This is a genomic window from Pseudomonas lactucae (assembly GCF_016937615.1).
In the GTDB taxonomy this organism is placed as follows: Bacteria; Pseudomonadota; Gammaproteobacteria; order Pseudomonadales; family Pseudomonadaceae; genus Aquipseudomonas; species Aquipseudomonas lactucae.
On record NZ_JAFHKI010000034.1, the window covers coordinates 39,066 to 63,736 of the forward strand.

Annotated in this window: 23 protein-coding genes and 2 pseudogenes; 11 read left to right on the plus strand and 14 right to left on the minus strand. The window is 61.1% G+C overall.

Annotated elements, in window-relative coordinates; all coding sequences use genetic code 11:
* Positions 1 to 69 precede the first annotated feature (69 nt).
* Both htpX and JWR98_RS07240 read right to left on the minus strand, forming a co-directional pair.
* A complete protein-coding gene (gene htpX, locus JWR98_RS07235) occupies positions 70 to 957 on the minus strand; it encodes a protease HtpX (RefSeq protein WP_003172740.1) in 888 nt (295 codons plus the stop codon).
* 304 nt (positions 958 to 1,261) lie between these two features.
* The gene (locus JWR98_RS07240; RefSeq protein ID WP_003172741.1) at positions 1,262 to 2,473 is read right to left on the minus strand and encodes a pyridoxal phosphate-dependent aminotransferase; all 1,212 of its coding nucleotides are present in this window, start codon (positions 2,471 to 2,473) and stop codon (positions 1,262 to 1,264) included.
* A 202-nt stretch (positions 2,474 to 2,675) separates the two neighbouring features.
* On the opposite strand from JWR98_RS07240, the gene msrB reads away from it, so the two are divergent.
* The 3 genes from msrB (at position 2,676) to JWR98_RS07255 (ending at position 4,200) form a co-directional block, all read left to right on the plus strand.
* Positions 2,676 to 3,068, plus strand: a complete 393-nt coding sequence (gene msrB, locus JWR98_RS07245) for a peptide-methionine (R)-S-oxide reductase MsrB (RefSeq protein ID WP_003172743.1) — start codon at positions 2,676 to 2,678, stop codon at positions 3,066 to 3,068.
* Positions 3,069 to 3,226: 158 nt separating this feature from the next.
* Positions 3,227 to 3,712, plus strand: a complete 486-nt coding sequence (locus JWR98_RS07250; protein ID WP_003172744.1) for a glutathione peroxidase — start codon at positions 3,227 to 3,229, stop codon at positions 3,710 to 3,712.
* Positions 3,709 to 4,200 carry a MarR family winged helix-turn-helix transcriptional regulator gene (locus tag JWR98_RS07255; RefSeq protein ID WP_078732242.1) on the plus strand — a complete coding sequence of 164 codons (492 nt, stop codon included), beginning with the start codon at positions 3,709 to 3,711 and terminating at the stop codon, positions 4,198 to 4,200. Before JWR98_RS07250 ends, JWR98_RS07255 begins: the two co-directional genes overlap by 4 nt.
* On the opposite strand, the gene JWR98_RS07260 is transcribed toward JWR98_RS07255, so the two are convergent.
* Entirely contained in the window at positions 4,154 to 6,463 is a 2,310-nt protein-coding gene (locus JWR98_RS07260) for a hybrid sensor histidine kinase/response regulator (protein ID WP_078732243.1), read from the minus strand. The two genes, JWR98_RS07255 and JWR98_RS07260, sit on opposite strands and share 47 nt — an antisense overlap.
* A gap of 163 nt (positions 6,464 to 6,626) precedes the next feature.
* Here JWR98_RS07260 and JWR98_RS07265 point away from each other — a divergent pair, with 163 nt between their 5' ends.
* Positions 6,627 to 7,517 (plus strand): ATP-binding protein, encoded by an 891-nt coding sequence (locus tag JWR98_RS07265; RefSeq protein WP_078732244.1) that lies wholly within the window; start codon positions 6,627 to 6,629, stop codon positions 7,515 to 7,517.
* Entirely contained in the window at positions 7,514 to 7,996 is a 483-nt protein-coding gene (locus JWR98_RS07270; RefSeq protein ID WP_078732245.1) for a GAF domain-containing protein, read from the plus strand. Before JWR98_RS07265 ends, JWR98_RS07270 begins: the two co-directional genes overlap by 4 nt.
* Positions 7,997 to 8,019: 23 nt before the next feature.
* Here JWR98_RS07270 and JWR98_RS07275 read toward each other — a convergent pair whose 3' ends face one another.
* From JWR98_RS07275 to JWR98_RS07310, 8 genes and pseudogenes are all read right to left on the minus strand, one after another.
* Positions 8,020 to 11,655: a transporter substrate-binding domain-containing protein gene (locus JWR98_RS07275; RefSeq protein ID WP_078732246.1), complete on the minus strand. Its 3,636-nt coding sequence runs from the start codon at positions 11,653 to 11,655 to the stop codon at positions 8,020 to 8,022.
* An 8-nt stretch (positions 11,656 to 11,663) separates the two neighbouring features.
* Positions 11,664 to 12,281, minus strand: a complete 618-nt coding sequence (locus JWR98_RS07280) for a response regulator transcription factor (RefSeq protein ID WP_003172749.1) — start codon at positions 12,279 to 12,281, stop codon at positions 11,664 to 11,666.
* A gap of 250 nt (positions 12,282 to 12,531) precedes the next feature.
* Complete coding sequence (locus JWR98_RS07285) at positions 12,532 to 12,933, minus strand: response regulator (protein ID WP_078732247.1); 402 nt, start codon at positions 12,931 to 12,933, stop codon at positions 12,532 to 12,534.
* A gap of 170 nt (positions 12,934 to 13,103) precedes the next feature.
* Positions 13,104 to 14,434 (minus strand): annotated as a pseudogene (locus JWR98_RS07290) (deoxyguanosinetriphosphate triphosphohydrolase).
* Between the two features lie 71 nt (positions 14,435 to 14,505).
* Positions 14,506 to 15,669 carry an EAL domain-containing protein gene (locus JWR98_RS07295; RefSeq protein ID WP_205489617.1) on the minus strand — a complete coding sequence of 388 codons (1,164 nt, stop codon included), beginning with the start codon at positions 15,667 to 15,669 and terminating at the stop codon, positions 14,506 to 14,508.
* A gap of 93 nt (positions 15,670 to 15,762) precedes the next feature.
* Positions 15,763 to 16,104: a hypothetical protein gene (locus JWR98_RS07300; RefSeq protein WP_003172753.1), complete on the minus strand. Its 342-nt coding sequence runs from the start codon at positions 16,102 to 16,104 to the stop codon at positions 15,763 to 15,765.
* A complete protein-coding gene (locus JWR98_RS07305) occupies positions 16,101 to 16,490 on the minus strand; it encodes a phage holin family protein (RefSeq protein ID WP_003172754.1) in 390 nt (129 codons plus the stop codon). The genes JWR98_RS07300 and JWR98_RS07305 overlap by 4 nt, the downstream gene beginning before the upstream one ends.
* A gap of 4 nt (positions 16,491 to 16,494) precedes the next feature.
* The gene (locus tag JWR98_RS07310; RefSeq protein ID WP_078732250.1) at positions 16,495 to 16,809 is read right to left on the minus strand and encodes an ElaB/YgaM/YqjD family protein; all 315 of its coding nucleotides are present in this window, start codon (positions 16,807 to 16,809) and stop codon (positions 16,495 to 16,497) included.
* A gap of 345 nt (positions 16,810 to 17,154) precedes the next feature.
* On the opposite strand from JWR98_RS07310, the gene JWR98_RS07315 reads away from it, so the two are divergent.
* A complete protein-coding gene (locus JWR98_RS07315) occupies positions 17,155 to 18,363 on the plus strand; it encodes an ammonium transporter (protein WP_078732251.1) in 1,209 nt (402 codons plus the stop codon).
* Here JWR98_RS07315 and JWR98_RS07320 read toward each other — a convergent pair.
* On the minus strand, positions 18,350 to 20,080 hold the full coding sequence (locus JWR98_RS07320) for a cation:proton antiporter (RefSeq protein WP_078732252.1): 1,731 nt from the start codon (positions 20,078 to 20,080) through the stop codon (positions 18,350 to 18,352). The genes JWR98_RS07315 and JWR98_RS07320 overlap by 14 nt on opposite strands.
* A gap of 152 nt (positions 20,081 to 20,232) precedes the next feature.
* Here JWR98_RS07320 and JWR98_RS07325 point away from each other — a divergent pair, with 152 nt between their 5' ends.
* The 3 genes from JWR98_RS07325 to JWR98_RS07335 all read left to right on the plus strand — a co-directional run bounded on the left by JWR98_RS07325 (position 20,233) and on the right by JWR98_RS07335 (position 21,847).
* A complete protein-coding gene (locus JWR98_RS07325; RefSeq protein WP_078732253.1) occupies positions 20,233 to 20,472 on the plus strand; it encodes a glutaredoxin family protein in 240 nt (79 codons plus the stop codon).
* A gap of 74 nt (positions 20,473 to 20,546) precedes the next feature.
* Positions 20,547 to 20,882: a hypothetical protein gene (locus JWR98_RS07330; protein WP_003172759.1), complete on the plus strand. Its 336-nt coding sequence runs from the start codon at positions 20,547 to 20,549 to the stop codon at positions 20,880 to 20,882.
* Positions 20,883 to 20,956: 74 nt separating this feature from the next.
* The gene (locus tag JWR98_RS07335; RefSeq protein ID WP_078732254.1) at positions 20,957 to 21,847 is read left to right on the plus strand and encodes a pseudouridine synthase; all 891 of its coding nucleotides are present in this window, start codon (positions 20,957 to 20,959) and stop codon (positions 21,845 to 21,847) included.
* Between the two features lie 54 nt (positions 21,848 to 21,901).
* Here JWR98_RS07335 and JWR98_RS07340 read toward each other — a convergent pair whose 3' ends face one another.
* Positions 21,902 to 22,123 carry a YgdI/YgdR family lipoprotein gene (locus JWR98_RS07340; RefSeq protein ID WP_003172762.1) on the minus strand — a complete coding sequence of 74 codons (222 nt, stop codon included), beginning with the start codon at positions 22,121 to 22,123 and terminating at the stop codon, positions 21,902 to 21,904.
* An 80-nt stretch (positions 22,124 to 22,203) separates the two neighbouring features.
* Positions 22,204 to 22,806: a molybdenum cofactor guanylyltransferase MobA gene (gene mobA, locus JWR98_RS07345; RefSeq protein WP_205489618.1), complete on the minus strand. Its 603-nt coding sequence runs from the start codon at positions 22,804 to 22,806 to the stop codon at positions 22,204 to 22,206.
* A gap of 76 nt (positions 22,807 to 22,882) precedes the next feature.
* Between mobA and moaB the strand changes: the two are divergent.
* Positions 22,883 to 23,421 (plus strand): annotated as a pseudogene (gene moaB / locus JWR98_RS07350) (molybdenum cofactor biosynthesis protein B).
* The gene (locus tag JWR98_RS07355) at positions 23,405 to 24,631 is read left to right on the plus strand and encodes a molybdopterin-binding protein (protein ID WP_205489621.1); all 1,227 of its coding nucleotides are present in this window, start codon (positions 23,405 to 23,407) and stop codon (positions 24,629 to 24,631) included. Before moaB ends, JWR98_RS07355 begins: the two are co-directional and overlap by 17 nt.
* Positions 24,632 to 24,671 lie beyond the last annotated feature (40 nt).

Here is a 24,671-nt window from a genome sequence, read left to right on the forward strand (position 1 = left end):
GTGCGATGACGGTATCGGCACCCACAAAAAAGGGGCGATCCTATCGCCCCTTGTCGAGTCGCCTGTCTGTCAGCCGCGACGACGCAATGCTTCGATGCGTTCTTCCAGTGGCGGGTGGCTCATGAACATGCGCGCCAGGCCCTGCTTGATTCCGCCGTTGATGCCGAAGGCAGTCAGACTGTCCGGCATGTGCACCGGCATGCCCTGTTCGGAACGCAAGCGTTGCAGCGCGCCGATCATTGCACCGGTGCCCGCCAGCCGCGCACCGGCTTCGTCTGCGCGGAACTCGCGTTTGCGCGAGAACCACATCACGATCGCGCTGGCCAGGAAACCCAGCACCACTTCGGCAAAAATGGTTGCCACGAAGTAGGCGATGCCGCGACCTTCTTCATTTTTGAAGATCACTTTGTCGACGAAGTTGCCGATGATCCGCGCAAAGAACATTACGAAGGTGTTCACCACGCCCTGCACCAGCGCGAGGGTGACCATGTCGCCGTTGGCGACGTGGCCGATCTCGTGGGCCAGCACGGCTTTTACTTCGTCGGGAGAAAAACGCTCCAGTAGCCCCTGGCTCACGGCCACCAGGGCGTCGTTCTTGTTCCAACCCGTGGCGAAGGCGTTGGCCTCATAAGCAGGGAAAATCCCCACTTCGGGCATTTTGATGCCTGCTTCTTGAGACAACTGCTCCACGGTCTGCATCAGCCATTGTTCGTGGCGTGTGCGTGGTTGCGTGATGATCTGGGTGCTGGTGCTCATCTTCGCCATCCACTTGGAGATGAACAGCGAGAACAGCGAGCCGGCAAAACCAAAGACCGCACAGAAAATCAGCAGCTGATTGAGGTTCAGATCAACCCCGTTGGCCGCCATGAACCCGTTGAAGCCAAAAAGGCTCAGGGTGACGCTGGCAATCAGTACAACCGCCAGGTTAGTGGCCAAGAACAGCAGGATGCGCATCATGGTTGTAGAGTTCTCCTCATGCTTAATATGTCGCTTACTGCGGGGTATATAAGGTGCGGCATGGGGTGATTCAACCGAGCGACTATTTCAAACTGTGTCCTACAGCTGAAATGTAGCACTTTGAAGGGATTTTCCTACCTCCAATCCCCTGATCGGTCAGCCATCGAGCGCGTCGCATCCCCCGTGAACAGTAGGGGAGAGCGGCTGGCACGGGGCTATCGTCGCGTTTCAGGCCGCGCACTCCAGAGAAGTGTTGCCAGATAATCGCCGTACGACCCCGAAGGCCCGTACGACGTCATTTCGGTTACTGGCGATAGGACTTGAGGAAGTTGCCGATGCGACCAATGGCCATGTCCAGGTCATCCACGCGCGGCAAGGTCACCACGCGGAAGTGGTCCGGCCATGGCCAGTTGAACGCGGTGCCCTGGACCACCAGCAGCTTTTCCGACAAGAGCAGGTCGAGCACGAACTTCTCGTCGTTGAGAATCGGGCAGACTTTGGGGTCGATCCGTGGGAAGGCATACAGCGCGCCCATGGGTTTTACGCAGCTCACGCCCGGGATCGCATTGAGCAGTTCCCAGGTGCGGTTGCGTTGTTCCAGCAGGCGGCCTTGGGGCAGGATCAGGTCGTTGATGCTCTGGTAGCCACCGAGTGCGGTCTGGATCGCGTGTTGGCTGGGCACGTTGGCGCACAGGCGCATGTTGGCCAGCATGTCGATGCCTTCGATGTAGCTCTGGGCATTGTGCTTGGGGCCGGAGATGGCGATCCAGCCGGAGCGGAACCCTGCCACGCGGTAGGATTTGGACAGGCCGTTGAAGGTCAGGCACAACAGGTCCGGCGCCAGGGAGGCGGTGCACACGTGTACGGCGTCATCGTAGAGGATCTTGTCGTAGATCTCGTCGGAGAACACCACCAGGTTGTGCTGGCGGGCCAGTTCGAGCATGCCCAGCAGCACTTCTTTAGAGTAAACGGCGCCGGTAGGGTTGTTCGGGTTGATGATCACCAGCGCCTTGGTGTTCGGGGTGATCTTGGCCTTGATGTCGGCCAGGTCGGGGAACCAGTCGGCGCCTTCGTCGCACAAGTAGTGCACGGGGTGGCCGCCGGCCAGGGTCACGGCAGCAGTCCACAGCGGGTAGTCCGGTGCTGGCACCAGCACTTCATCGCCGTTGTTGAGCAGCGCCTGCATGGACATCACGATCAGCTCGGAAACGCCATTGCCCAGGTAGATGTCTTCGATGCCGACACCTTCCACCTGCTTTTGCTGGTAGTACTGCATCACTGCCTTGCGCGCACTGAACAGGCCTTTGGAGTCGCTGTAGCCCTGGGCGGTCGGCAGGTTGCGGATCACATCCTGGAGAATTTCGTCCGGCGCTTCGAAACCAAAGGGCGCCGGGTTGCCAATGTTCAGCTTGAGGATGCGGTGGCCTTCCTCTTCCAGGCGTTTGGCGTGCTTGAGCACCGGGCCACGAATGTCATAGCAGACGTTGGCGAGCTTGTTCGATTTGCTGACCTGCATGGCGATGTGATCCTGAAAATGAACGATCCAGACGGCGTGGACACTACCGTACTGTGAAACCTGCGAGGCCCGCACCCATAAATACGTTTGAATGCCGATAGCGCGGGTGCCAGACTGGCGTTTTGACGAGGCGCAATCATACGTGCCGCCTGATCCATGGAAAAGACACAGATCAGGCTTTTTCAGTTGCCGAGGTGTACCGATGGAAAAGTTGCAGAAGACCGTTGAAGAATGGAAAGCCATGCTCGATCCGGAGCAGTACAACGTGTGCCGTCTCAAGGGGACCGAGCGACCTTTCAGCGGCAAGTACAATGCCACCAAGACCGACGGCGTCTACCACTGCATCTGCTGCAATGAACCGCTGTTCGATTCCAAGGCCAAGTTTGACTCGGGATGCGGCTGGCCGAGCTTCTTTGAGCCGATCGCCGACAGCGCGATGGTCGAGATCCGTGATGTCAGCCACGGCATGATCCGCACCGAAGTCACCTGCGCCAAATGCGACGCGCACCTGGGCCACGTGTTCCCGGACGGCCCGCCGCCGACAGGGTTGCGTTACTGCATCAACTCGGTGTGCCTGGACCTGGTGCCGCGCTAGGCCTCAGTTGATGCAAGGTGGGAAGGGACAAGTCGAATCGTCGCACCCCTCTCATCGGTAGAGCCGGGCTTATCGACTACCATCATTGCGGTCAATTAAATTGCACGCAATTGAATGGCTCGCTATGGTTTGCCTCTTTTCTAACTCGAGGCACTGCCATGAGCAACAACCTGCTGAGCATCCCCTGCACCACCATCAAAGGTGAGCAAAAGACCTTGGCCGATTTCGCTGGCAAGGCCGTGCTGGTGGTCAATACCGCCAGCAAGTGCGGTTTTACCCCGCAGTACAAGGGCCTTGAGCAGCTCTGGCAGCAGTACAAGGATCAGGGCCTGGTGGTGCTGGGCTTTCCCTGCAACCAGTTCGGCAAACAGGAGCCGGGTGACGAAGGCGCGATTTCCGAATTTTGCGAGCTGAATTTCGGCGTGAGCTTTCCGCTGTTCAAGAAGATCGACGTCAATGGCAGCGACGCCCACCCGTTGTTTGTGCAACTTAAGAAATCGGCGCCGGGGCTGCTGGGCTCCAAAGGCATCAAGTGGAATTTCACCAAGTTCCTCATTGGTCGCGACGGCCAGGTCGTCAAGCGCTTTGGCCCGACCACCAAGCCGCAGGACTTGACCCAAGAGATCGAAGCCCTGCTCAAATGACCTCTTTACCGACCCTTTCCCTGGCCCTGGACAACCAGCTGTGTTTCAAGCTGTACGCCGCCTCACGGGCGGTGACCCGCGCCTATAAGCCGATGCTCGACCGGTTGGGCCTGACCTATCCGCAATACCTGGTGATGCTGGTGCTGTGGGAATGGCGCGACGCAGGCGCGCAGCAGCCCACGGTCAAGGCGCTGGGCGAACGCCTGATGCTCGACTCGGGCACCCTGACGCCGCTGCTCAAGCGCCTGGAACAGCTTGGCTGGGTGACGCGCCGGCGCAGCGCCAGGGATGAGCGGGAAGTGCACCTGGGCCTTAGCGACGGCGGTGTACAACTGCGCGACCAGACCCATGCCCTCAAGACCCGCCTGTTGTGCGACAGCGGCATCGACCTCAACGGCGCCGACGCCTTGCGCGAAGGCCTGGATCAACTGATGGAGCAAATCACAGCGGTGTCGTCGTCGGCACCCACAGGTCCAACAGCGCGTTGAGTTCTTCACGCCGGAAAGGCTTGGCCAGGTAGTCATTCATGCCGGCGGCCCGACAACGTTCGCGTTCTTCGGCCATGGCGTTGGCGGTCAAGGCGACAATCGGCAGTTCCGGCCAGCGCCCGCTGCGACGGATCTGCCGGCTGGCTTCGTAGCCATCCATCACCGGCATGTTGCAGTCCATCAGCACCATATCGAAGGGCTGTTCTTCCAGAAGCTTGAGCGCTTCACCGCCGTGGGCGGCCACAATCACTTCGCAGCCCAGCTTGCCGAGCATGCCCTTGGCCACCAGCTGGTTCACCGGGTTGTCCTCCACCAGCAAGATGCGCGCACGGCGGGCAAGGGGTGCGGCGTCCAGTTGCACCGGGTCGAGGACTGGCTGCGTGTCGCTGCGCAGGTTGCGCTGCAGGATCTGGTACAACGCGTTGCGGCTCAATGGCCGGGCCTGCTGCTGCAAGGGCGCCAGGGCCGCCACCTCTTCGCTCGGCATGAAGTTGCCGTAGGCGGTCACCACCAGAATCGGCGCGGTGATGCCCGGCCGCAGGCGGAACAGGCATTCCGGGCAGTCGGTGATCAACAGGTCGGGATGCTGTGCGCTCAAGTCGTCATCGATGCTGTAACAACGCGGTTTGAGTCCCCAATGGGGCAGCAGGGTGGTCAGCAACTCGGCCAGGCCGCTGCTTTGCCCGGTAATCACAATGACATCGCCTGCCAATGGCGCCTGCGGTGATGCCGGCAGGTGCACGGGCAACGGCAGTTGCGCACAGAACTGGCTGCCGAATCCCACCTCCGAACTGATGCTCAAGCGCCCCTTCATCGCTTCGCACAAGTTATACGTCAGCGCCAGGCCCAGCCCCGTGCCGCCAAACTGGCGGGTGATACCGGCGCCGGCCTGGGTGAACGGCTGGAAGATCTTCACCTGCGCGTCCTGCGCAATGCCGATGCCGGTATCGCAGACTTCAATGCTCACCGTGTCTTCAACGCTGCTCAGGCGCACGTCCACCCGCCCGAAACGGGTGAACTTCAAGGCATTGGACAGCAAGTTGCTGACGATCTGCCGCACCCGGGTCGGGTCGCCCAATACCTGGGCGGGAAACTGCGGGTCGATCAGGCAGGTCAGTTCCACGCTGGGGGCGGCGTTTTGCGAGAGCAGGTTGGCGGTGTCTTCCACCAACGAGCCCAGATCGAACGGGATGCGCTCGAGCTCCAGCTGACCGGCGTCGAACTTGGACAAATCGAGGATATCGTTGAGCAACTCCACCAAGACCTTGCCGGAGTCATGGGCGATCGACAACTGCTGGCGCTGTTCGGCGTTCAGCGGGCTATCGAGTGACAGGGCGATCATGCCCAGCAGGCCGTTGAGCGGGGTGCGGATTTCGTGGCTCATATTGGCCAGAAACGCCGCCCGGGCCTGGGCCATCCCCAAGGCGTTTATTTTCGCGGCCTCCAGCTCATCGTTGGACTGGCTCAGGCGCTGGTTGCTGGCCTTGAGCTCAAGGGTGCGCGCGGAAACGATGTCTTCCAGCTGGCCCAGATACTCGGTGAGACGGTCCTCGGCGTGACGGCGTTGCTGGATCTCGGTCTCCATGGTTTCGAATTGCTGGTTGGCCACGTTCACCAGCACGCCGATTTCATCGTTTTCGTGGCCTGGTGGGCAGTCCAGTCGCGTGTGTTTACGCGTACTCAGTTCGCCAATGAGCCGCACCAGCGGCTGGGTCAGCATCACGTAATACAGGCCCAGTAGAATGCCGGTCAGCAGCAGGCTGCGCACGAACCCGTTGAGCAGGGTGATCTCGGCGCGACGCAGGAAACGGCTGCCGAAGGCGTAGGTGTCGACGTCCAGGCGCAGCACGCCGAGGGACTCGTCGGGCATGTGGCTGAGGAACAGGCGGTCTTCGAATTGGCGGTTGGCACCGAACAGGAAGTCGCTGAGCGGCCGATACGTGCTCTGCTTGCGCGGGTGGTCTACGTCGGCGAGTACCACGCCGTTGTTGTCGATCAACTGCGCGCGAATGACGGCGGGGGAGCGCAGCAGGCCCAGGGTCAGTTCCTGGGCCAGTTCAGCGTCGATGTTGTAGGCGATGCGTGACGCCGGGTTATGGCTGATTTCGATCAGTGAGCGAATTTCACGGTTGATGGATGCGTCTTCGCTGGCATAATCAATGCCGATCTGGATCAGGCTGAGCAAGGTTCCCAAGACGAAACCGACCAGCACAGTCAATCGGGCTTGTTTATAAGACAAGCGGTGGGCGAACTTGATATCCATCGAGTGTTGAACCACTTCACGTTTCCCTTCGCCCGGCAAGCATAGCTGAACATCCACACGCTCTGGCCTGCCCGGCATAATTCTGTTTTTACGCAGCCTGATGTTATCTGCCGCAGGGTTGCCAATACGCCATCTTTTGCAAGAACTTGCCAGAGGAATAAGTGTGGATTCTCGATTGAATACCTTTCTTGAGCGAGCCGACGCCGTGCTCGCGCGCCTGGAGCCCTTGTTGCCCATGCCACGCCAGGCCATCGACTGGAACCAGTGCCTGGCCGCCCGCTGGCAGCGTGAAGGCCGCAGCGGTTTCCTGATGCCGCTGGACGTGAGCCTGGACATGCGCCTGTCCGACCTGATCGGCGTGGACACGCAACGTGAAACCCTGGCACGCAACACTCAACAATTCCTCGATGGCCTGCCCGCCAACCATGCGTTGCTATGGGGCTCGCGCGGCACCGGCAAATCGTCCATGGTACGTGCCTTGCTGGCCCAGCATTGCCAGGCCGGTTTGCGCCTGATCGAAATCGAGCGTGACCACCTGGCCGACCTGCCGCGGGTGGTCGAGCAACTGATCAAGCTGCCGCAGCGTTTCATTCTGTTCTGTGATGACCTGTCGTTCGACGCCGGCGAAGGCGACTACCGTGTGCTCAAGAGCGTGCTTGACGGCTCCCTGGAACAGGCCCCGGAAAACGTGCTGCTGTATGCCACGTCCAACCGCCGCCACCTGGTGCCGGAAAACCAGAGCGACAATGAGAACTGGAAACGCGTGGACGGCGAATTGCACCCCAGCGAAGCGGTGGAAGACAAGATTGCACTGTCCGACCGCTTCGGCCTGTGGCTGTCGTTCTACCCGTTTACCCAGGAACATTTCCTGGCGGTGGTGGAGCACTGGATCGGCGAGTTGGCGGGCAAGGCCGGCTTGCCGTGGCAGCGCGACGAAGCCCTCGACATTCTCGCCGTGCGCTGGGCGACCGGCCGCGGCAATCGCAACGGCCGTTGTGCTTATCAATTCGCCCGTTACTGGGTAGGTCTTAAATTGCTGGAGCGTCAACCATGATCGATCTGCAACACGCCGGCACCGGCCTGGACGGCTATGCCATGCTCTGCGCGCAGCTGGAATCGTTGCTGGCCGATGAACGCGATTTCATCGCCAACAGTGCGCAGTTTTCGGCATTCCTGTTCAACCAGCTGGATGACTTGAACTGGGCCGGCTTCTACCTCAATCGCAATGAAGAACTGGTGCTTGGTCCGTTCCAAGGCCAGATTGCCTGTGTGCGTATCCCTTTTGGCCGCGGCGTATGCGGTGCGGCCGCGGCGTCGCGACAAACCCAGCGCGTTGAGGACGTGCACGCGTTCCCCGGCCACATCGCCTGTGACAGTGCGTCCAACAGCGAACTGGTGGTGCCGCTGGTCAAGAACGGCCAACTGATTGGCGTCCTTGACCTCGACAGCCCTTCACTGGCGCGTTTTACCCAGCAGGACCAGGCGGGCATCGAACAACTGGCGTCGATTTTCCTGCGCTTGACCGACTGCTGATGCCAAGGGGCGGTCGCCGCCCCTTATTCGCCCTCCAGCCCGCGCAGTTTTACCTGCAGCGTCCTTTCCAGTTCCAGCATCAGCTTTTCCAGGGATTTCACGCCTGCTTCGATCAGCGCTGGCTCATCGCCGCGTGCGCACGCCTGCTCGAGGGTTTCGCATTGCGAGGCCAATGCGCGGGCCTGGACGATACGGGCTGCGCCCTTGATCTTGTGGGCCTGCTCGATAATGTCCTGGAGCGAAGCCTGCGCCGCCAGCAAGGCGAGCAGGTCCTGGCGATCCTGGCGACTGCTGCTCAACAGCTCTTCGAGCAGGCGCCGGCTCATCTGTGGGTCGCCGCCTGTGAGCGTGTCGAAGTTGCCGAGATCGAACGACTCGCCGACCGGTTGAGGACTGATCTGTGCCAGCTGCCGCTCCAGCGCGGTGAGGCTGATGGGTTTGAACAGGCAGTCGTTCATGCCGGCCTGGGCGCAGCGCTGTTTCTCTTCGGGTTGGGCATTGGCGGTAAACCCCAATACCACGCAGGGCGTCAGTTGCTCGCGCTGCTCGTATTCGCGGATCGAGCGACTGAGCTCGTAACCGTTCATGATGGGCATGTTGCAATCGGCGATGACCAGGTCGAAGTGTTGCTGGCGCCAAGCCTGGAAACCGGTGGCGCCGTTTTGAGCGGCGGTGAAGTGATGGCCGAGGTAGCCCAGCTGCTGGCACATCAACAGGCGGTTCGCCGGGTGATCGTCCACCACCAGCACATTGAGCACCGTTGCGGCCGCGGGCACCTCGGGGGTGAATTCATCCACCGCCAGCGCCGGCTGCAGGCGAATCATCTTCAGGCTGACATGTACCTGGGTACCCACCATCGGCACGCTGCTCAGGCTGAGTTGCCCGCCCATCATTGCGCACAGGCTGCGGCAGATCACCAGCCCCAGGCCTGCGCCGCTCCTGGCCAGTTGCCCGGAATTGTCGGCCTGTGCAAAGGGTTCGAACAGGCGCATCTGGTCTTCCCGGCTGATGCCGATGCCGGTGTCTTCCACCACCAGTTTCATCTCGATCTGTTGCGGCAGGTCGGTGGGCAGGACCTCTACCTTGATTTTTACCTGGCCGCGCTCGGTGAACTTGATCGCGTTGCTAACCAGGTTCGACAGCACCTGCTTGAAACGCAGCGGGTCGATCAACACTTCGGTGTCGTCAAGGTCGGGCTTGAACTCCAACAGCAGGCTAAGGGTTTTCTGGCGTGCCAGGCCATCGAACACACGCACCACCGAGGCGATGACCTCTCGCAGGTTCACGCGCTCCGGTGCCAGGCTCAGGCGCCCGGATTCGATGCGCGCGATGTCGAGGATATCGCCGATCAGCTCCAGCAGGTCCTTGGCCGAGTTGTAGGCGACTTCAATGGCCGGACGATCGAGATGGCCCTGGTCGGCGCGTTTCAGGGTCAACTCCAGCATGCCGATCACGGCGTTCATCGGTGTGCGGATTTCGTGGCTCATGGTGGCGAGGAAGGTACTCTTGGCCCGATTGGCCTCGTCGGCGCGTTCCTTGGCCGCGCGCAGCTCATCGAACAACTGGCGTCGCTCACTGATGTCGACCCAGCCACCGATGATGCCCTGTACCTCGCCAATGGAGTCGCGGTACGGCAGGATCCAGTGGTAGATCGTCAGTTTTTTCCCGCGGATATGCAGCGTACGGTCCAGGATCAACGGGTTGCCCTCGGCCACCACGCGCTGATAGTCGGCATGGTATTGCGCCGCTTCCGCCGCAAGGGCCGTGCTGATCTGCATCGCGCTTTTGCCGATGACGTCTTCGCGCTTGACGTCGAACACCTGCAGGTAGCTGTCGTTGCAGGTCTGCAGCAGGCCCTGGCGATCACGTACGTAGATCGGATGCGGAGTCTCATTGACCAGGGCGCGCATGAACTCGAACTGGTCGTTGAGGGCGCGTTCGGCCATTTTGCGCTGCTTGATCTGGCGGCGCATGTACGCATTCCAGGTCAGGGAAATCAGTAACAAGAGCCCGGTGCCGATGATGATGCGCGCGATCAGTTGGTGATAGTCGCGCCAATAACTGTCGCCGGCGGCGCTGTAGCCCCGCCAGCGGCTGTTGATCACCCCCAGTTCATCCGGGGCGATGCTGAGCAGGGCCTTGTCGAGAATCGAACTGAGCTCGGTGGCGCGGCGTGAAGTCGCCAGCGCGAACGTGGCAGGCATCGTGCCGATGCTGAAGCTGATTTGAACCTTGTCCTGGAACATCGGTGAGGACAGGAAGTAGTTGGCGATCACCAGGGTGTTCACGGCACCGTCCACGTAACCGTTGACCAGCAGCTCGGTCGATTTGAAGGTATCTCCCGTCTCTACCAGCTCGATCTTCGGAAAGCTGTCACGCAGGAACTTTATCAGCGGGCTGCCTTGCGTCACCGCCAGGCGCTTGCCCGCCATCTCTTCCAGGCCGGTGGGTGCCTGGGCCTCCTTTCGCGTCAACATGACGTAGGAGTTCTCCAGGTAAGGACGACTGAAGTCCAGTTGGGCTTCCCGTTCGGCGCTGGGGACGATACCGCCGATGATGTCGACTTTGCCGGCCTCGACCTGATCGATCATCGTGTTCACATCGCGCCCGCGCACGATCTTGAAGCGTAACCCGGTTCGCAGGCGAATCAATTCCAGCAGATCGGCCGTAATGCCACGAAAATTGCCGTTGGCGTCGAAGAATGTCAGCGGCGCATAGGCTTCGTTCACCACTACGCTGACTTCCGGGTGGTCTTTGAGCCAGCGTTCTTCTCGGGACGTCAGTTGCAACTTGTGGTCGGTCAGCAGGATATCGCTGCCGGCACTCCAGCGCTTGGCGATGGCTTCCCGTTCACTGGTGGGTACGCTCATCAGTACGGCGTCGACGATACTCAGCAGGATGGTCTGATGCTGGGACATGGCGAAACTGAAGCCATAGGCTTCATGTTTACCGAAGTTGGCCATGCGGATGTTTTTAAGGTAGCCCTTGTTGATCATGTAATGGGTGGAAATGGTGTCGCCGAGGAAAACGTCGGCCTGGTCGAACGCCACCGCATTCAATGCGTTCTGATACGACGGATAGGCGCGAATGATTGCCTTGGGGTAGAGCTTTTCCACCTCGCCCATGGGCAGATAGTGATAGACCAGGGCCAGGCGCAGCCCCGCCAATCCGTCACTCAGGCTGCGGGTTTCGCCTTCGCGGGTTACCAGCACCGGCTGGTCCGGGGCATAGGGCTCAGACAGGCTGAGGTTGGGGTTTGCCGCCTCGAAGCTGTTGGAGGAACCCAGCAGATCGATATCCCCCGCTACAAGGGCGCGGATGGCAGCCTCTCTCGAGGAATAGCGCAACACTCTTACCGGCAGGGCCAGTGCCTTGTTCAGCAGCCCGGCATAATCGGCGGTGAAGCCTTCGTAGTCGCGTCCGCTGGAAGTGAGGTCAAAGGGGGGGTAGTCGGGGGACGCTGTGCCCAGGACCAGTTCGCGTTTGTTTTGCAGCCACAGGCGTTGCGTCTTGTTCAGATGGGGTTCCAATTGTACCGAACCTGCGCGACTCAGTAAGTTAAAGTGTTCCGGGCCCGTTTGATGGTTTGCAGGCACGGCCGTACTGAAGCACAAGCCGGCACTCAATATAATCAGATAGTCCTTTATACATCTGGGCATCCGCTTTCTCACACTAGCGCGTTTCGTTTTGCCATCTCGATAAGTTCTACCAAGGACTTGGCTTGAAGTTTTTGCATGAGTCGTTTTTTATAAGTACTTACGGTTTTATTACTCAGGAACATGCCCTTGGCGATTTCCTTGTTGGTACGGCCTTGGGCAAAAAGTTGCAATACCATTAATTCGCGGTCGTTGACGGCCTTGAACAGTTCAAGTTCCCTGCCGTCTGCGCCATGCGTCGTCAAGGCTTGGCTGGGAAAGTAGTTATAGCCTGACAGCACCGCGCGGATGGCGCTCAGCAGTTCGCTCAGGTCGCCTTCTTTGCACACATAGCCATCGGCGCCCGAGCGCATGCAGCGAGTCGCGAACAAGGTGGGGGACTGGGCCGTCAGCACCAGCGTTTTCATGGTGGTATTCATGGCGTTGAAGCGGCAGAGCACTTCGAGCCCGTCGAGTTTGGGGATACTGATATCCAGGATGATCAGGTCCGGCAGGCTTTCGCGAACCATTTGTATGGCGTCGCATCCATTATCCGTTTCTCCCACTACTTTGTAGCCTTCGTGCTCCAACAACATCCGGATGGCAAGCCTTATAACCGGGTGGTCGTCGATAATAAAAACGGTGTTCATAGTCACGTTCCATGCAGGTGTAAATAAAGCGGGCACATTAGCTCAGAAGCGGTGCCAGGAGCATGAAGCCAAGGCCGAGTAGATATAAAACAGGAGATTTCCTACAGCAAAAAAGGTAATGACCTACCGGTTGCCAAGGCTTTGTGAGGTGGTTTGTCAGCGTTCGGCCGGCCGCGTGGCCAAATCAGGAAGCCAGGCACTTAATAGCGGTTAGTCGAGCATTTTTCAGTGGGTCAATATGTTTAAAGTCCTACACTTGTAGTGTAAGTAAAGGTTGTATCAGCTGTGAAAGTTCATCGTTGTTCAGCGGTTTTGGCAAATAGCCAAGCAATGGCAGGCCGCGTGCCAGTGCCTGGGCATGCAAGAGTGACAATTCCGCCACCGGCAGTCCGCTGAGCAGGATGGCGTTGCCGACAAAACCGCCGCGACTGGCGATTTCGATCAATTCCAGCCCGAGTAAGTCAGGCAGGCACTGGTCACACAACAGTACATCGAACGGGGCCTCGGCCTGCCTCATACAACGGATTGCCTGTTCGGAATTCTCCGCCAGGGTCAGTTGTTCGAAGCCGAAGCTCTTGAGCAGGCACTGGCTCGCCAGCAATTGAAAGGGATGATCCTCCACCAGCAGGATGCGAAGGGGGTAACTGGGCATAGAAGGCACGCGGTGAGTCAAGCATCGATGGGGGGCATGTAGGAGTAGTTCGCCAAATTTGCCCGGAGCGTGCGCGATTATTCCTCGGATACTTGTGCGAGTTCGATCAGGCCGCTCTGTTCCCGTTGTAGGCAGATTCCTTTCAGGGAGCAGGCGGCGCTTTCGGCAGATTATTGCGGGCTGGAACGTCCTGTCATCTCTCGCGCCATTTCGGTGGCGTAGCTGTCGGTCATGCCGGCAATAAAGTCAATCATGCGCAGGAACGACTTGTGCAATGGCCAGGCAGGGTCCGGTGCGTTGTTGCCGAGCAGATCGAGAATGCGTCGGTTCTTGAATGATGGCGTACGGCCGCCATGCTGCTCCAGGGCGGCGCCGCAAAACGCGTTCAGGAGAATCTCCAGGGTGGTGTAGGCGCCGATCTCATGCAACGTCTTGCGCTTGTCCTGGAAGATTTTCTTGCGCGCCATGTCCTTGGCATCCAGCACGCAGCGTTTGGCCGGGCCATGCATGTGCTCCACCAGATCGCCCGGCAGGGTGCCGGCCAGCAAGGCGTCCTGTTGTTCGACGAAGGCGTGTGCCGCGGCGTTGGTCAGGTGCTCGATGGCCTTGCCACGCAGAATCGCCAACTTGCGGCGACGCGAGTCCATTGGGCCCAGTTGTCGATAGGTCTGCGGCAGATCGTCGCCCACCAGGTCAAGCAGCAGGGATTCGACTTCGGCGTATTCCAGCAGGTCCATTTCCAGGCCGTCTTCCAGGTCGATGAGGGCGTAGCAAATGTCGTCGGCGGCCTCCATCAGGTACACCAGCGGATGACGGGCCCAGCGTTGTTCTTCAAGTTGCGGCAGGCCGAGCTTGTGGGCGATCTGTTCCAGAATCGGCAGTTCGCTCTGATAACAGCCGAACTTGTGCTTCTTGTAGCCCAGGGAGTCGGCGTGGCGGGCGGTCCAGGGGTATTTCAGGTAGGTGCCGAGGGTGGCGTACGTCAGGCGGGTGCCGCCGTCGAACTGGTGGTATTCCAGCTGGTGAGTACGCGAAAGCCCTGCGCGTTGCCTTCGAAATTGAGAAAGTCATTGCGCTCGGCGGTACTCATGTCGTCCAGCCAGCCGCGCCCGGCCGCCTGCTGGAACCAGTGGCGGATCGCGTCCTCGCCGGAATGCCCGAATGGTGGGTTACCGATGTCATGGGCCAGGCACGCCGACTGCACCACCATGCCCAGGTCGCTCGGGTCGCACCAGTCGGGCAGGGCGCTGCGCAAGGTTTCACCGACGCGCATGCCGAGGGAGCGGCCCACGCAACTGACTTCCAGGGAATGGGTCAGACGGGTATGGATATGGTCGTTGCTCGACACCGGGTGCACTTGGGTCTTGCGTCCCAGGCGGCGGAACGCGCCGGAAAAAATGATGCGGTCATGGTCTTTGTGAAACGGGCTGCGCCCCAGTTCTTCCGGGCTGTGCAGCGGCTTTCCAAGACGTTCGCGGGTCAGCAGGGTGGGCCAATCCAAGGCGGGTACTCTCCGTACGGTGAATGACCCGCCCAGCTTCCCGGTTCAGCGCGGCCTGGGCAAGCGAAAATCTACAGGCCGACCGCGTCGATATCGATTAACAGCAAACGCTGACCGTTATCGAAGAATTGTCCGGCGGTGAGGCAGTACTGGTTCGTGGTGGCGTCGCGGTAGGTCGACGACAGGGTCAGGCGTCGCTCCTCCCAGCCTTCGGCCAGCAGGTGATAGAAATACGGGCGCCACGACCAGTTGTGGCCCAGGTAGCGACTGTCGGCCTGCCAGGCGTCCTGGCGCCATTCGAAGTTGGGCGTCAACTGTGTGCCATGCCGGTCGCACTGGTAAAAGCGCAGCAACCAGGGGAAGGCCGGCAGTTGCGGCAACTGCGCAAGCGGCGCCTGGTCCTGGGCCCAGGTTTGCAGGATGTTCATTAATTCGGCCAATTGCTGGCGCAGCTGCATGGTGCGTCCGCGTTCCGCCAGTTTCTGCTGGACATACGCCGTGCGCAGCTGGGCAAAACGCGGCACGAAGGCGTCGGCGGCGAACCAGTCCAGCTGCGCCTGGGCAAACAGATAGCCCTGCACATACCGCGAGCCGCATTCCAGGGCGAAACTCAGTTGAGCCTCGGTTTCCACGCCTTCGGCGATGATCCAGCAACCGGTCTTTTCCGCCATCTGCGCCAGCGCCCGTACCACATCGCTGCTGGGCCCGCCTCGCGCGGCTGCCTGAAACAGGCGCATGTCCAGCTTGAGAATATCGGGCTGCAGTGCCAGTACCCGGTCGAGTTGGGAGTAGCCGGCGCCAAAGTCGTCGATAGCGATACGCGCACCCGCCTCGCGATAGCGCGTCACTACGTCGGCCAAGCGTTGGATATCTCCGCCCAGCTCGGTGATCTCGAACACGATGCGCGCTGGGTCGACGCCATGCCGTTGAATCTGTTTCAGGCTCGGCAGCGCCTGGCCCGGGCGCAGGCGGTTAATCCAGCGCGGCGAAATGTTCAGGCTCAGGAACCAGTCTTCGGGGGCTTCATGCAGGCGGCTCAGTGCATTGTCGCGAATCTGCCGGTCCAGGCGGCGCAAGGCCACGCCCGGTGCGCGCGGGTCGTCGAACAGCGGGCCGACGGACTGCAAGCGGCCATCCGCCTGGCGTAGACGCCCCAGGGCCTCGACGCCGGCAATGCGCCCGGTGGCGGTATCGATGAACGGCTGGAAGCAGGCGAGCGGTTGCCCGTCGATCACGGGGCCTCCTTAAGCGAGGTGGCAAAAAAATAGGCCCGCCCTCGTTGACGAGGGCCGGGCCGATTCTGTCTGCAAGAATGCAGCCAGCAGGGCTCAACCTTTACGCGAAGCGCCGGCCATCGCCAATTTGATCAGCGGGATCAAACCGGCGCCCAACCGCACCAGGCGCGTCAGGCTGCTGAGGCTGCCGCTCTTGGCGCCCTTGCCGGTAAAGAAACCCAACAGCGTTACCGCCGCCACGCCCCACAGCGGCGCGTGCTTGATGCCCAGGCTGTCCTGCCAGTTGTGGCGCATGTCGCGGACTTTGTGCAGGGGCGCCATCAGTTGTTGGGACTCGTGACGGATCTCCTGGCGGTGCATTTCCATGCGCAGGCGGATCAACGCCTTGCGCATTTCCCGGCGGGAGGTGGTGTGGGGGATTTCAGTCAGGCTCATGGCAGCAGGCGCTCCCGGTCATTGGCCAGCTCTTCGAGCGTGGCGTGGAAGGGCGTGGACTCATCGAACACCGCTGCTTTCAAGCGCACGCCGCAGAACGCGGCAGCAAGGGTGTAGAACACGCACAGGCAGATGATCCCGGTGAGGCGATAGCCGGTGTCCCAGACCAGGATCATCACCAGCGTCGACAGCCCCACCAGCAACAGCAGGGCAAACACCAGCGCCAGGCCCGCAAACAACAGCAGGCTGACGGTGCGCGCCTTCTGTTCCTGCAATTCGATGCCAAACAGTTCGACGTGGCTGTGCAGCAAGCCTAGAACGGCTGCGCCCAGGCGTCGTGAGGTTGAACTTGTGCCCGTGGACGAGCCGCTTTCGCCGATAGACATAGTGTTAGCGCCTTGTAGCCAGCAGACCGATCAGAAAGCCCACGCCGGCGGCAATGCCCACTGCCTGCCAAGGGTTGGTCTGCACGTAATCTTCAGTGGCGGTGACCGCCGCCTGGCCGCGCTCGCGCAGGGAGTCTTCGGTCACTTGCAGGGTTTCACGGGCCTTGAGCAGGCTTTCGTGGATCTTGCTGCGCAATTCGTCGGCCTGATCGCCGGCCAGGATCGCGGTGTCGTCCAGCAACTTTTCGGTGTCACTGACCAGGGTTCTAAAATCCGCCATCAGTATTTCTTGGGCGGTCTGTGCTGTTTTTCTGGCCATGGTTATCTCCGTGATGGGCTGATCGGTACGTGTGGTTTCGAGTCACCGGCATCGGTGAAGGTTCAGTGCAATTGTCTGGTACAGCTTTTGCTTTGCCTTGGTGCGCGGGCCGCGAGGCCTGCGCTGAAGCTGGGCGGTAAGGTCTCAAGCCCTCAAAAACCTTACCTTAAATAACTGAAACTCGCGGAAAAAACCTGTCGGCGAAGGCCTTAGAGGTTGATCGCTGCGCTAAAGCGGTTCACGCCCTCTCCAGAGGGGCGGTGCCGTCGGTGCCAATTTAGTGCGCGCAACCCAGGTTTGAACCGCTTTGGTGCTTTTTTGCCTAATACAGGCCTGCCAACCTCAATGGAAAATCTGCAAAGCGCGGTGGACACGCTGGTCCACAGCTCTAACACCCTGTTTATCTTGATCGGTGCGGTCATGGTACTGGCCATGCACGCAGGCTTCGCGTTTCTCGAAGTCGGCACGGTGCGCCAGAAAAACCAGGTCAACGCGCTGTCGAAGATCCTCAGCGACTTCGCCATCTCCACGTTGGCCTACTTCTTTATAGGCTATTGGATCTCCTATGGCGTGAGCTTCATGCAACCGGCGGCCGTGATCAGCGCCGACCACGGTTATGGCTTGGTGAAGTTCTTCTTCCTGCTGACGTTTGCCGCGGCGATCCCGGCGATTATTTCCGGGGGCATTGCCGAACGTGCAAAGTTCGCTCCGCAGTTGTGTGCCACTGCGTTGATCGTGGCGTTCATCTACCCCTTCTTTGAGGGCATGGTGTGGAACGGCAATTTCGGCGTGCAAGCCTGGTTGCTCGCCACCTTTGGCGCCAGTTTCCATGACTTCGCCGGTTCCGTGGTGGTGCACGCCATGGGCGGCTGGCTGGCGCTGGCGGCGGTATTGCTGCTGGGCCCGCGTAATGGACGCTACCGTGAAGGGCGCCTGGTGGCCTTCGCACCGTCGAGTATTCCGTTCCTGGCGCTGGGCTCGTGGATCCTCATCGTCGGCTGGTTCGGCTTTAACGTGATGAGTGCGCAGACCCTGAGCGGCGTCAGTGGCCTGGTGGCGGTCAACTCGCTGATGGCGATGGTCGGCGGCACCGTTGCTGCACTGGTGATCGGTCGCAATGACCCCGGCTTCCTGCACAACGGCCCGTTGGCCGGGCTGGTGGCAATTTGCGCCGGTTCCGATCTGATGCACCCGGTGGGCGCGCTGATCACCGGTGTTGTCGCGGGCGGGCTGTTTGTGTGGTGCTTTATCGCCGCTCAGGATCGCTGGAAGATCGACGACGTGCTCGGCGTGTGGCCGCTGCATGGTCTGTGTGGCGTATGGGGTGGCATCGCCTGCGGCATCTTTGGCCAGACGGCGCTGGGCGGGTTGGGCGGTGTGAGCCTGATCAGCCAGTTGATCGGCACCGGCCTTGGCGTGGTGGTGGCGTTTGGCGGCGGCCTGCTGGTGTACGGGGCGATCAAGCATGCAAGCGGGCTGCGCCTGAGCCAGGAGCAGGAGTACTACGGTGCGGACCTGTCGATCCACAAGATCGGCGCGGTCAGTCAGGATTGATCGGCGCCTCGTCTTCGTTGTTGGGGTGCGCGTAAAAACCATGCAGCAAGCTGTAGCGGTCATGCCGCACTTCAGCGACCCGCGCCTGCACCTGCTGGTCCGGTAACCCCAGCAGAGTCAAGGCGTGGGAGGCAAGCATCAGGCTCGACTCCAACAGCTCGGGCACCACTTCGCTGGCGCCCGCCGCTTTCAGTTCGGCCAACTGGCTGTCATCGCGCGTGCGCACCAGAATCGGCACCTCGGGGTTGATCCGCCGCGCCTCCTTCAACACCAGCAGCGCGACGTCGCTGTTGTCCACCGCAATTACCACCAACCGCGCACGCTCAAGGCCGACCGCGCTGAGCAAGGCGCCGCGACGGCAATCACCGTAATGCACGCTGCTGTCCTCGGTAGCGGCTTCCTGCACTCGTTCCGGGTCGTCATCCAGCGCAATAAACGCCTGTCGCTCGCGACGCAGAAAACGCCCGATGGACTGACCGACCCGGCCATACCCGCAGATCACCGCATGGCCCTGCAATTGCGCGTTGAGAGCACTGATGGTTTCCAACTGCACTTGCTGGTTGGGTTTGCGGTGCAGGCGCAGCGCAATGGCGGGCGCGGCGCGTAACAGCAGCGGGGTCAGCAGCATCGAGCAGAAGGTCGCGGCGAGCAGCAAGCCATTGAACTGGTCCGGGATCAGCCGGCTTTGCTGCATTTGCGCCATCAGCGCAAAACAGAACTCCCCGCCTTGGGCCAGGGCCAGGCCGCTGCGCCAGGCGGTTTCACTGTCGCTGCCGCGCAGCTTGACCAACGCGGCGACCAGGCAGCCCTTGACCAACATCAGTGTGAGGGTCAGGCCGAGGATCAACAGGCCGTGGCTGAGGAACAGCTGCAGGTCGATGAGCATGCCGATGCTGACGAAAAACAGCCCCAGCAGGATGTCGCGAAACGGTCGGATATCCGCTTCGATCTGGTGACGATAATGGCTTTCGCCCAGCAACATGCCGGCCAGAAACGCACCGAGGGCAGGGGAGAGGCCGAGCAAATGGGTCAACCAGGCGGTGAGCAACACGATCACCAGCGCCAGCAGCACAAACAGCTCGGCCGAATGGGAGGCGGCGACTTCATGAAACAGACGCGGCAATAACCAGCGACTGGCCAGCAGCAAACCCACGAACAGCACCACGGTTTTACCCAGGGTCAACGGCAGGGCCCAGTACCAGGCTTGGTCGCTGCTGCCTGCAAACACGGGCACCAGGGTCAACAGCAACACGGCCACCACGTCCTGGAACAGCAGCACGCCAATCGCGTTCTGCCCATGGCTGCTGAAGATTTCCCCGAGGCTGGTCAGCTCCTTGCTGACGATCGCCGTGGACGACAACGCCAGCCCTGCGCCGAGCAGCAAGGCGATGCCGGGCGCCACGCCCAGGGCCATCAACAAACCGCCAAGCAGCACCGCGCAACCCAGCACTTGCAAACTGCCCAGGCCAAACACCACACGGCGCAGGGCCAGCATCTTGGTCAGGGAAAACTCCAGGCCCAGGGAGAACAGCAGGAACACCACGCCCAACTCCGCGAGGTCGGGCAGTTCTTCACTGTCATTCACCCAGTCCAGAGCAGTAGGCCCCACGGCGAGGCCCACACACAGATAGCCGAGCACGGGCGGCAGTTGCAGCCGGCGAAACAGCGCAATCACCACCAGGGATGAGGCCAGAATGATCAGCAGGTTGGCGAACACGGGCAGCTCCGTTGCAGGGGTGAGCGGACAAAAAGCCGCGAGAATCGCTGATTCAGTTATAGGTCATGCTGATCTGGGTCAGTTTTTTTTGTGGGTCACAGCGGGAGGGCGGCTTTAGAATGATCGCTCGTCTCTTGCGAGGTCCAATTGCCATGCTTCCTGAATGCCAGCTGTTCGGCACCCTGGGTTGCCATTTGTGTGAGATTGCTGAGGCGGTCATCATGCCGTTCGTCGTCGAAGAGGGGCTGCTCGTTGAGTTGGTGGATATCACCGGCCCCGAAGACCTGACCGAGGCCTACGGCCTGAGAATTCCGGTGTTTCGACGGGTGGACACGGGGGCGGAACTGGACTGGCCGTTCGACACTGAACAGGTTGTCGCCTTCCTTCGCTGAGGTTTATGCGATGGCGGGTTTCCAAATATTAAGTTACTGTATGTTTGTACAGCGATTGAATAGAGGGAACGCCCGTGGTGAATGTTGAACAACTGAAAAGCAGCGTCAATCGCATGTCCGCCGACGTCGTGCGCGATGCGGTGAACGAGCTGCGCCTCGATGGTCTGGTCACGGAAGGCAAGACGCCGTTTAACAAAGTGCATTTCAATACCTGCTTTGCCGAGATCGAAGCGTTGTTCCAGCGCGCCGGTTACCACAAGCAGTTGGACGTGGTGGGTTACCAGGGTTTGCTCTACGCCTTGTACGATCCGGGGCGCTGGGAAGCGGTGGACGTGTTGCGCTGGCTCAAGGAGTTTACCGAGGCGGCCAGTGCCTCAAAGGTGCTGCGGGCCGAGTTGGCCAAGGCCTGAGATCGGCCCTAGGCCGAATCCCGCTTCGTGCGGGATAATGGCCGCCGGTTTTTTCCAAGGCTTTGAGCATCGGCATGTCCACTTCCGGTTTTTCCGCATCCCAGCACCAAGCCAGCACCTTGTACTTGCCGCCCGGCCCGTGGGCGACCGTGCTCGATTGCCTGTGCGCGCACTTCCCGGCGATTGGCCGTGAACAGTGGCTGGACCGCATTGCCCGTGGCCGCGTGCTGGATATCAACGGCGGCCCGATTCTCCAGGACCTCGCTTACAAAGAGGGCCTGTGTATCTACTACTTCCGTGAAGTACCGAACGAAAAAGAGATCCCCGTGCAGGAAACCATCCTGTACGCCGACGAGCACCTGGTGGTGGCGGATAAACCGCACTTCCTGCCCGTGACTCCGGCCGGTGAGTACGTCGAGCAAACCTTGCTGCGCCGTCTGATCCGCCGCCTGGACAATCCTTCGCTGGTGCCGCTGCATCGCATCGACCGCCACACCGCGGGCCTGGTGCTGTTCTCCGCCAACCCGGCCAGCCGCTCGGCCTATCAGCAGCTTTTTCCCACACGTCAGATCGACAAATTCTATGAAGCCATCGCCCCGGCCTTGCCTGGGCTGACGTTTCCGTTAGTCCACAAAAGCCGCTTGGTGGATGGCGAGCCGTTTTTCCGCATGCAGGAAGGCGAGGGTGCCAGCAACACCGAAACGGGCGTGCAAGTGCGAGAGAAAAACGGCGACCTGTGGCGTTACGGCCTGTTCCCCGTGACCGGCAAGAAGCACCAGCTGCGCGTGCACATGACTGCGCTCGGCGCGAGCATCTGCAACGACCCGTTCTACCCGAACGTGATCAAGGATGCCGTGGACGACTACGCCAACCCCCTCAAGCTGTTGGCCCAGGGCGTGCGGTTTATCGACCCGGTCAGCGGGCAAGAGCGGCGTTTTCGCAGTGCCATCACCCTGGACTGGTAAATCCCAGATACGACAAGGCCCGCACGAGGCGGGCCTTGGGGTAAACGTTAAGCTTTACAGATCTTTAACGGTGCGAACCTGATCCTTGTTGATACGGGTGCGCTTGCCGTCCAGTTGCTGGAATTCATAGAAACCCGAATCTTCGTCGTATTTGGGGGTGTCGACGGCCTGGATTTCGCGACCGTCATTCAGGGTGATCACTGTAGGCGAGGCGCAACCGGCGAGGGTAGCGAGGCCCAGTGCAAGCATGAGAGCGGCGATGGTCCGTTGAGTCATGGGTCTTGTCTCCGAGAGAATACTTTTTAAATGCTGACCTTGTGACGCATGACACGCCGACAAAGTTCCTTGTACGACGTTCATTCTGACACGCCGGACCTCTGGTGCAACAGTTGCGGTGTATTCAGGTTGGCCAGGCGCGGGTCATCCGCCGGGCATTCCAGGCCGATGCCGCCCAGTTGCAGGAAGAGTTTGCGCGGGCTGCGCTCACCGGCGTGCCAGGCCTGTTCTATCTCGGCTTGCAGGTAGGTCGGGATGATGCAGATCAACGGTTCCCAGAAATCACCGTGACGCACCATGACGGGCCACAGCGGATTGTGTTGCGCGGTGTCGCGCAGGGCGTTCAGCAATTGAACGTCGAGGGCCGGCACATCACACGGCAATACCAGCAGGTGCGGATGGCGCGCCGCCGCCAGGCCGGCGCGGATGCCGGCGAGCGGGCCGGGGAAGTCCGGGCTGTCGTCGCTCACCAGTTGGTCGGCGTAGGGCGCGTAGCGGTCGTGGTTGCGGTTGCACGAGATGATCAGGTCGTCCGTCAGCGGTCGGGTCAGGCGCTGTAGATGGGCGATCAGCGGTTGGCCGCGCCACTGCAGCAGGCCCTTATCCTCGCCGCCCATGCGTTGGCCGCGGCCACCGGCCAATAGCAGAATCGAACAAGGCTGGAGCGAAGATTCAAGAGGCATGGCGGTTCCGCGGCGGCAGGCAAATGGGGGCCTGTGATATAACACCGGGCTGTTCCTTCGACAACCGGACCGTGCCATGAAAGCCAAGGCAGATGCGCCCTTCGTACCCCTGAATATCGCTGTATTGACCGTCAGCGACACCCGCACCCTGGACACCGACACCTCGGGCCAGGTCTTCGTCGACCGCCTGAGCGCCGCCGGCCACCACCTGGCCGAGCGCGTGCTGCTCAAGGACGACCTCTATAAAATCCGCGCCCAGGTCGCCCACTGGATTGCCGAAGACGTGGTGCAGGTGGTGCTGATCACCGGCGGCACCGGCTTCACCGGCCGCGACAGCACCCCCGAAGCCGTGAGCTGCCTGCTGGACAAACAGGTCGATGGCTTTGGCGAACTGTTCCGCCAGATATCCGTGGCCGATATCGGCACCTCCACCGTGCAATCCCGTGCCCTGGCCGGCTTGGCCAACGGTACGCTGGTGTGCTGCCTGCCGGGCTCCACCAATGCGGTGCGCACGGTTGGGACGGCATTCTTGCCGAGCAACTGGATAACCGGCATCGCCCGTGCAACTTCGTGCCGCATCTGAAACAGGCCGAACCCTGTGAATCCCGTGGGTAAGCCCGGCAAGACCGGCGCCTTGATGCCGGTGGAAGCCGCCCTGCGGCAACTGCTGGCGTTGGCCGAAGCCGCGCCGATCCGCGAGCAGCACGCCGTGCCCCTGGCTGAGTGTGATGGCCGGGTATTGGCGCAGGATCTGGTTTCCACCCTCGATCTGCCGCCGTGGCCCAACAGTGCCATGGACGGTTACGCCGTGCGCCTGGCGGATTGGGCCGGCGAGCCGCTGGTGGTCAGCCAGTGCATCTTCGCTGGCCAGGCGCCACAGTCCTTGGCCGCCGGCACCTGTGCGCGCATCTTCACCGGTGCGCCGGTGCCTGAGGGGGCCGACTGCGTGGAAATGCAGGAAAACGCCGTGGTTAACGCCGACAAACGCGTAAGTTTTACCGAGCCCCTGCATCTCAATCAGAACATCCGCCCTCAGGGCCAGGAAACCACCGTCGGCGAACACGTGTTGTCGGCCGGTACGCGCCTGGGCCCGATCGAACTGGGCCTGGCCGCCTCCCTGGGCCGCGACCGCCTCGACGTGGTGCGCCGCGTCCGCGTCGCGGTGCTGTCCACCGGTGACGAGTTGATCGAACCGGGCTTGCCGCTGGGCCCGGGGCAGATCTACAACAGCAACCGCCGCGTGCTGTGCTCATGGCTGGCGCGTACGGGCTGCGAAGTGGTCGACGCCGGGATCCTGCCGGATGACCTGGAACAGACCCGTGAGCGATTGGCGAGCCTGGGCAGCGTCGATCTGATCCTGTCCACCGGCGGTGTGTCGGTGGGCGAAGCGGATTTCCTCGGTATCGCCCTGCGCGAAGAGGGCGAGCTGGCGCTGTGGAAGCTTGCGATCAAACCGGGCAAGCCGCTGACCGTCGGCCATTTCCGTGGCGTGCCGGTGATCGGCCTGCCCGGTAATCCGGCCTCGACCCTGGTGACGTTTGCGCTGTTGGCCCGGCCCTACATCCTGCGGCGTCAAGGCGTGACTGATGTGGAGCCACTGCGCTTCGAAGTGCCGGTGGGTTTCGAGTGGCCAAAACCGGGCAATCGCCGTGAATATTTACGCGGGCGCATCGAGCAGGGCCGGGCGATCATCTATCGCAACCAAAGCTCCGGCGTGCTGCGCAGCGCGGCGTGGGCCGAGGGGTTTGTGGAGGTGGTGGAAGGGACGACCTTGTCGGTGGGTGATCGAGTCAATTTCATCCCGCTGAGCGAAGTCTTGAATTGACCCCCCAATCCAAAGTGGGAGGTGGCTTGCCTGTGGCTAT

Bases quoted from the DNA above. Each gene is read 5' to 3' on its own strand.
- htpX (WP_003172740.1), bottom strand. From the start codon at position 957: ATGATGCGCATCCTGCTGTTCTTGGCCACTAACCTGGCGGTTGTACTG.
- JWR98_RS07240 (WP_003172741.1), bottom strand. From the start codon at position 2,473: ATGCAGGTCAGCAAATCGAACAAGCTCGCCAACGTCTGCTATGACATT.
- msrB (WP_003172743.1), top strand. From the start codon at position 2,676: ATGGAAAAGTTGCAGAAGACCGTTGAAGAATGGAAAGCCATGCTCGAT.
- JWR98_RS07250 (WP_003172744.1), top strand. From the start codon at position 3,227: ATGAGCAACAACCTGCTGAGCATCCCCTGCACCACCATCAAAGGTGAG.
- JWR98_RS07255 (WP_078732242.1), top strand. From the start codon at position 3,709: ATGACCTCTTTACCGACCCTTTCCCTGGCCCTGGACAACCAGCTGTGT.
- JWR98_RS07260 (WP_078732243.1), bottom strand. From the start codon at position 6,463: ATGGATATCAAGTTCGCCCACCGCTTGTCTTATAAACAAGCCCGATTG.
- JWR98_RS07270 (WP_078732245.1), top strand. From the start codon at position 7,514: ATGATCGATCTGCAACACGCCGGCACCGGCCTGGACGGCTATGCCATG.
- JWR98_RS07275 (WP_078732246.1), bottom strand. From the start codon at position 11,655: ATGCCCAGATGTATAAAGGACTATCTGATTATATTGAGTGCCGGCTTG.
- JWR98_RS07280 (WP_003172749.1), bottom strand. From the start codon at position 12,281: ATGAACACCGTTTTTATTATCGACGACCACCCGGTTATAAGGCTTGCC.
- JWR98_RS07285 (WP_078732247.1), bottom strand. From the start codon at position 12,933: ATGCCCAGTTACCCCCTTCGCATCCTGCTGGTGGAGGATCATCCCTTT.
- JWR98_RS07300 (WP_003172753.1), bottom strand. From the start codon at position 16,104: ATGAGCCTGACTGAAATCCCCCACACCACCTCCCGCCGGGAAATGCGC.
- JWR98_RS07305 (WP_003172754.1), bottom strand. From the start codon at position 16,490: ATGTCTATCGGCGAAAGCGGCTCGTCCACGGGCACAAGTTCAACCTCA.
- JWR98_RS07310 (WP_078732250.1), bottom strand. From the start codon at position 16,809: ATGGCCAGAAAAACAGCACAGACCGCCCAAGAAATACTGATGGCGGAT.
- JWR98_RS07315 (WP_078732251.1), top strand. From the start codon at position 17,155: ATGGAAAATCTGCAAAGCGCGGTGGACACGCTGGTCCACAGCTCTAAC.
- JWR98_RS07325 (WP_078732253.1), top strand. From the start codon at position 20,233: ATGCTTCCTGAATGCCAGCTGTTCGGCACCCTGGGTTGCCATTTGTGT.
- JWR98_RS07335 (WP_078732254.1), top strand. From the start codon at position 20,957: ATGTCCACTTCCGGTTTTTCCGCATCCCAGCACCAAGCCAGCACCTTG.
- JWR98_RS07340 (WP_003172762.1), bottom strand. From the start codon at position 22,123: ATGACTCAACGGACCATCGCCGCTCTCATGCTTGCACTGGGCCTCGCT.
- mobA (WP_205489618.1), bottom strand. From the start codon at position 22,806: ATGCCTCTTGAATCTTCGCTCCAGCCTTGTTCGATTCTGCTATTGGCC.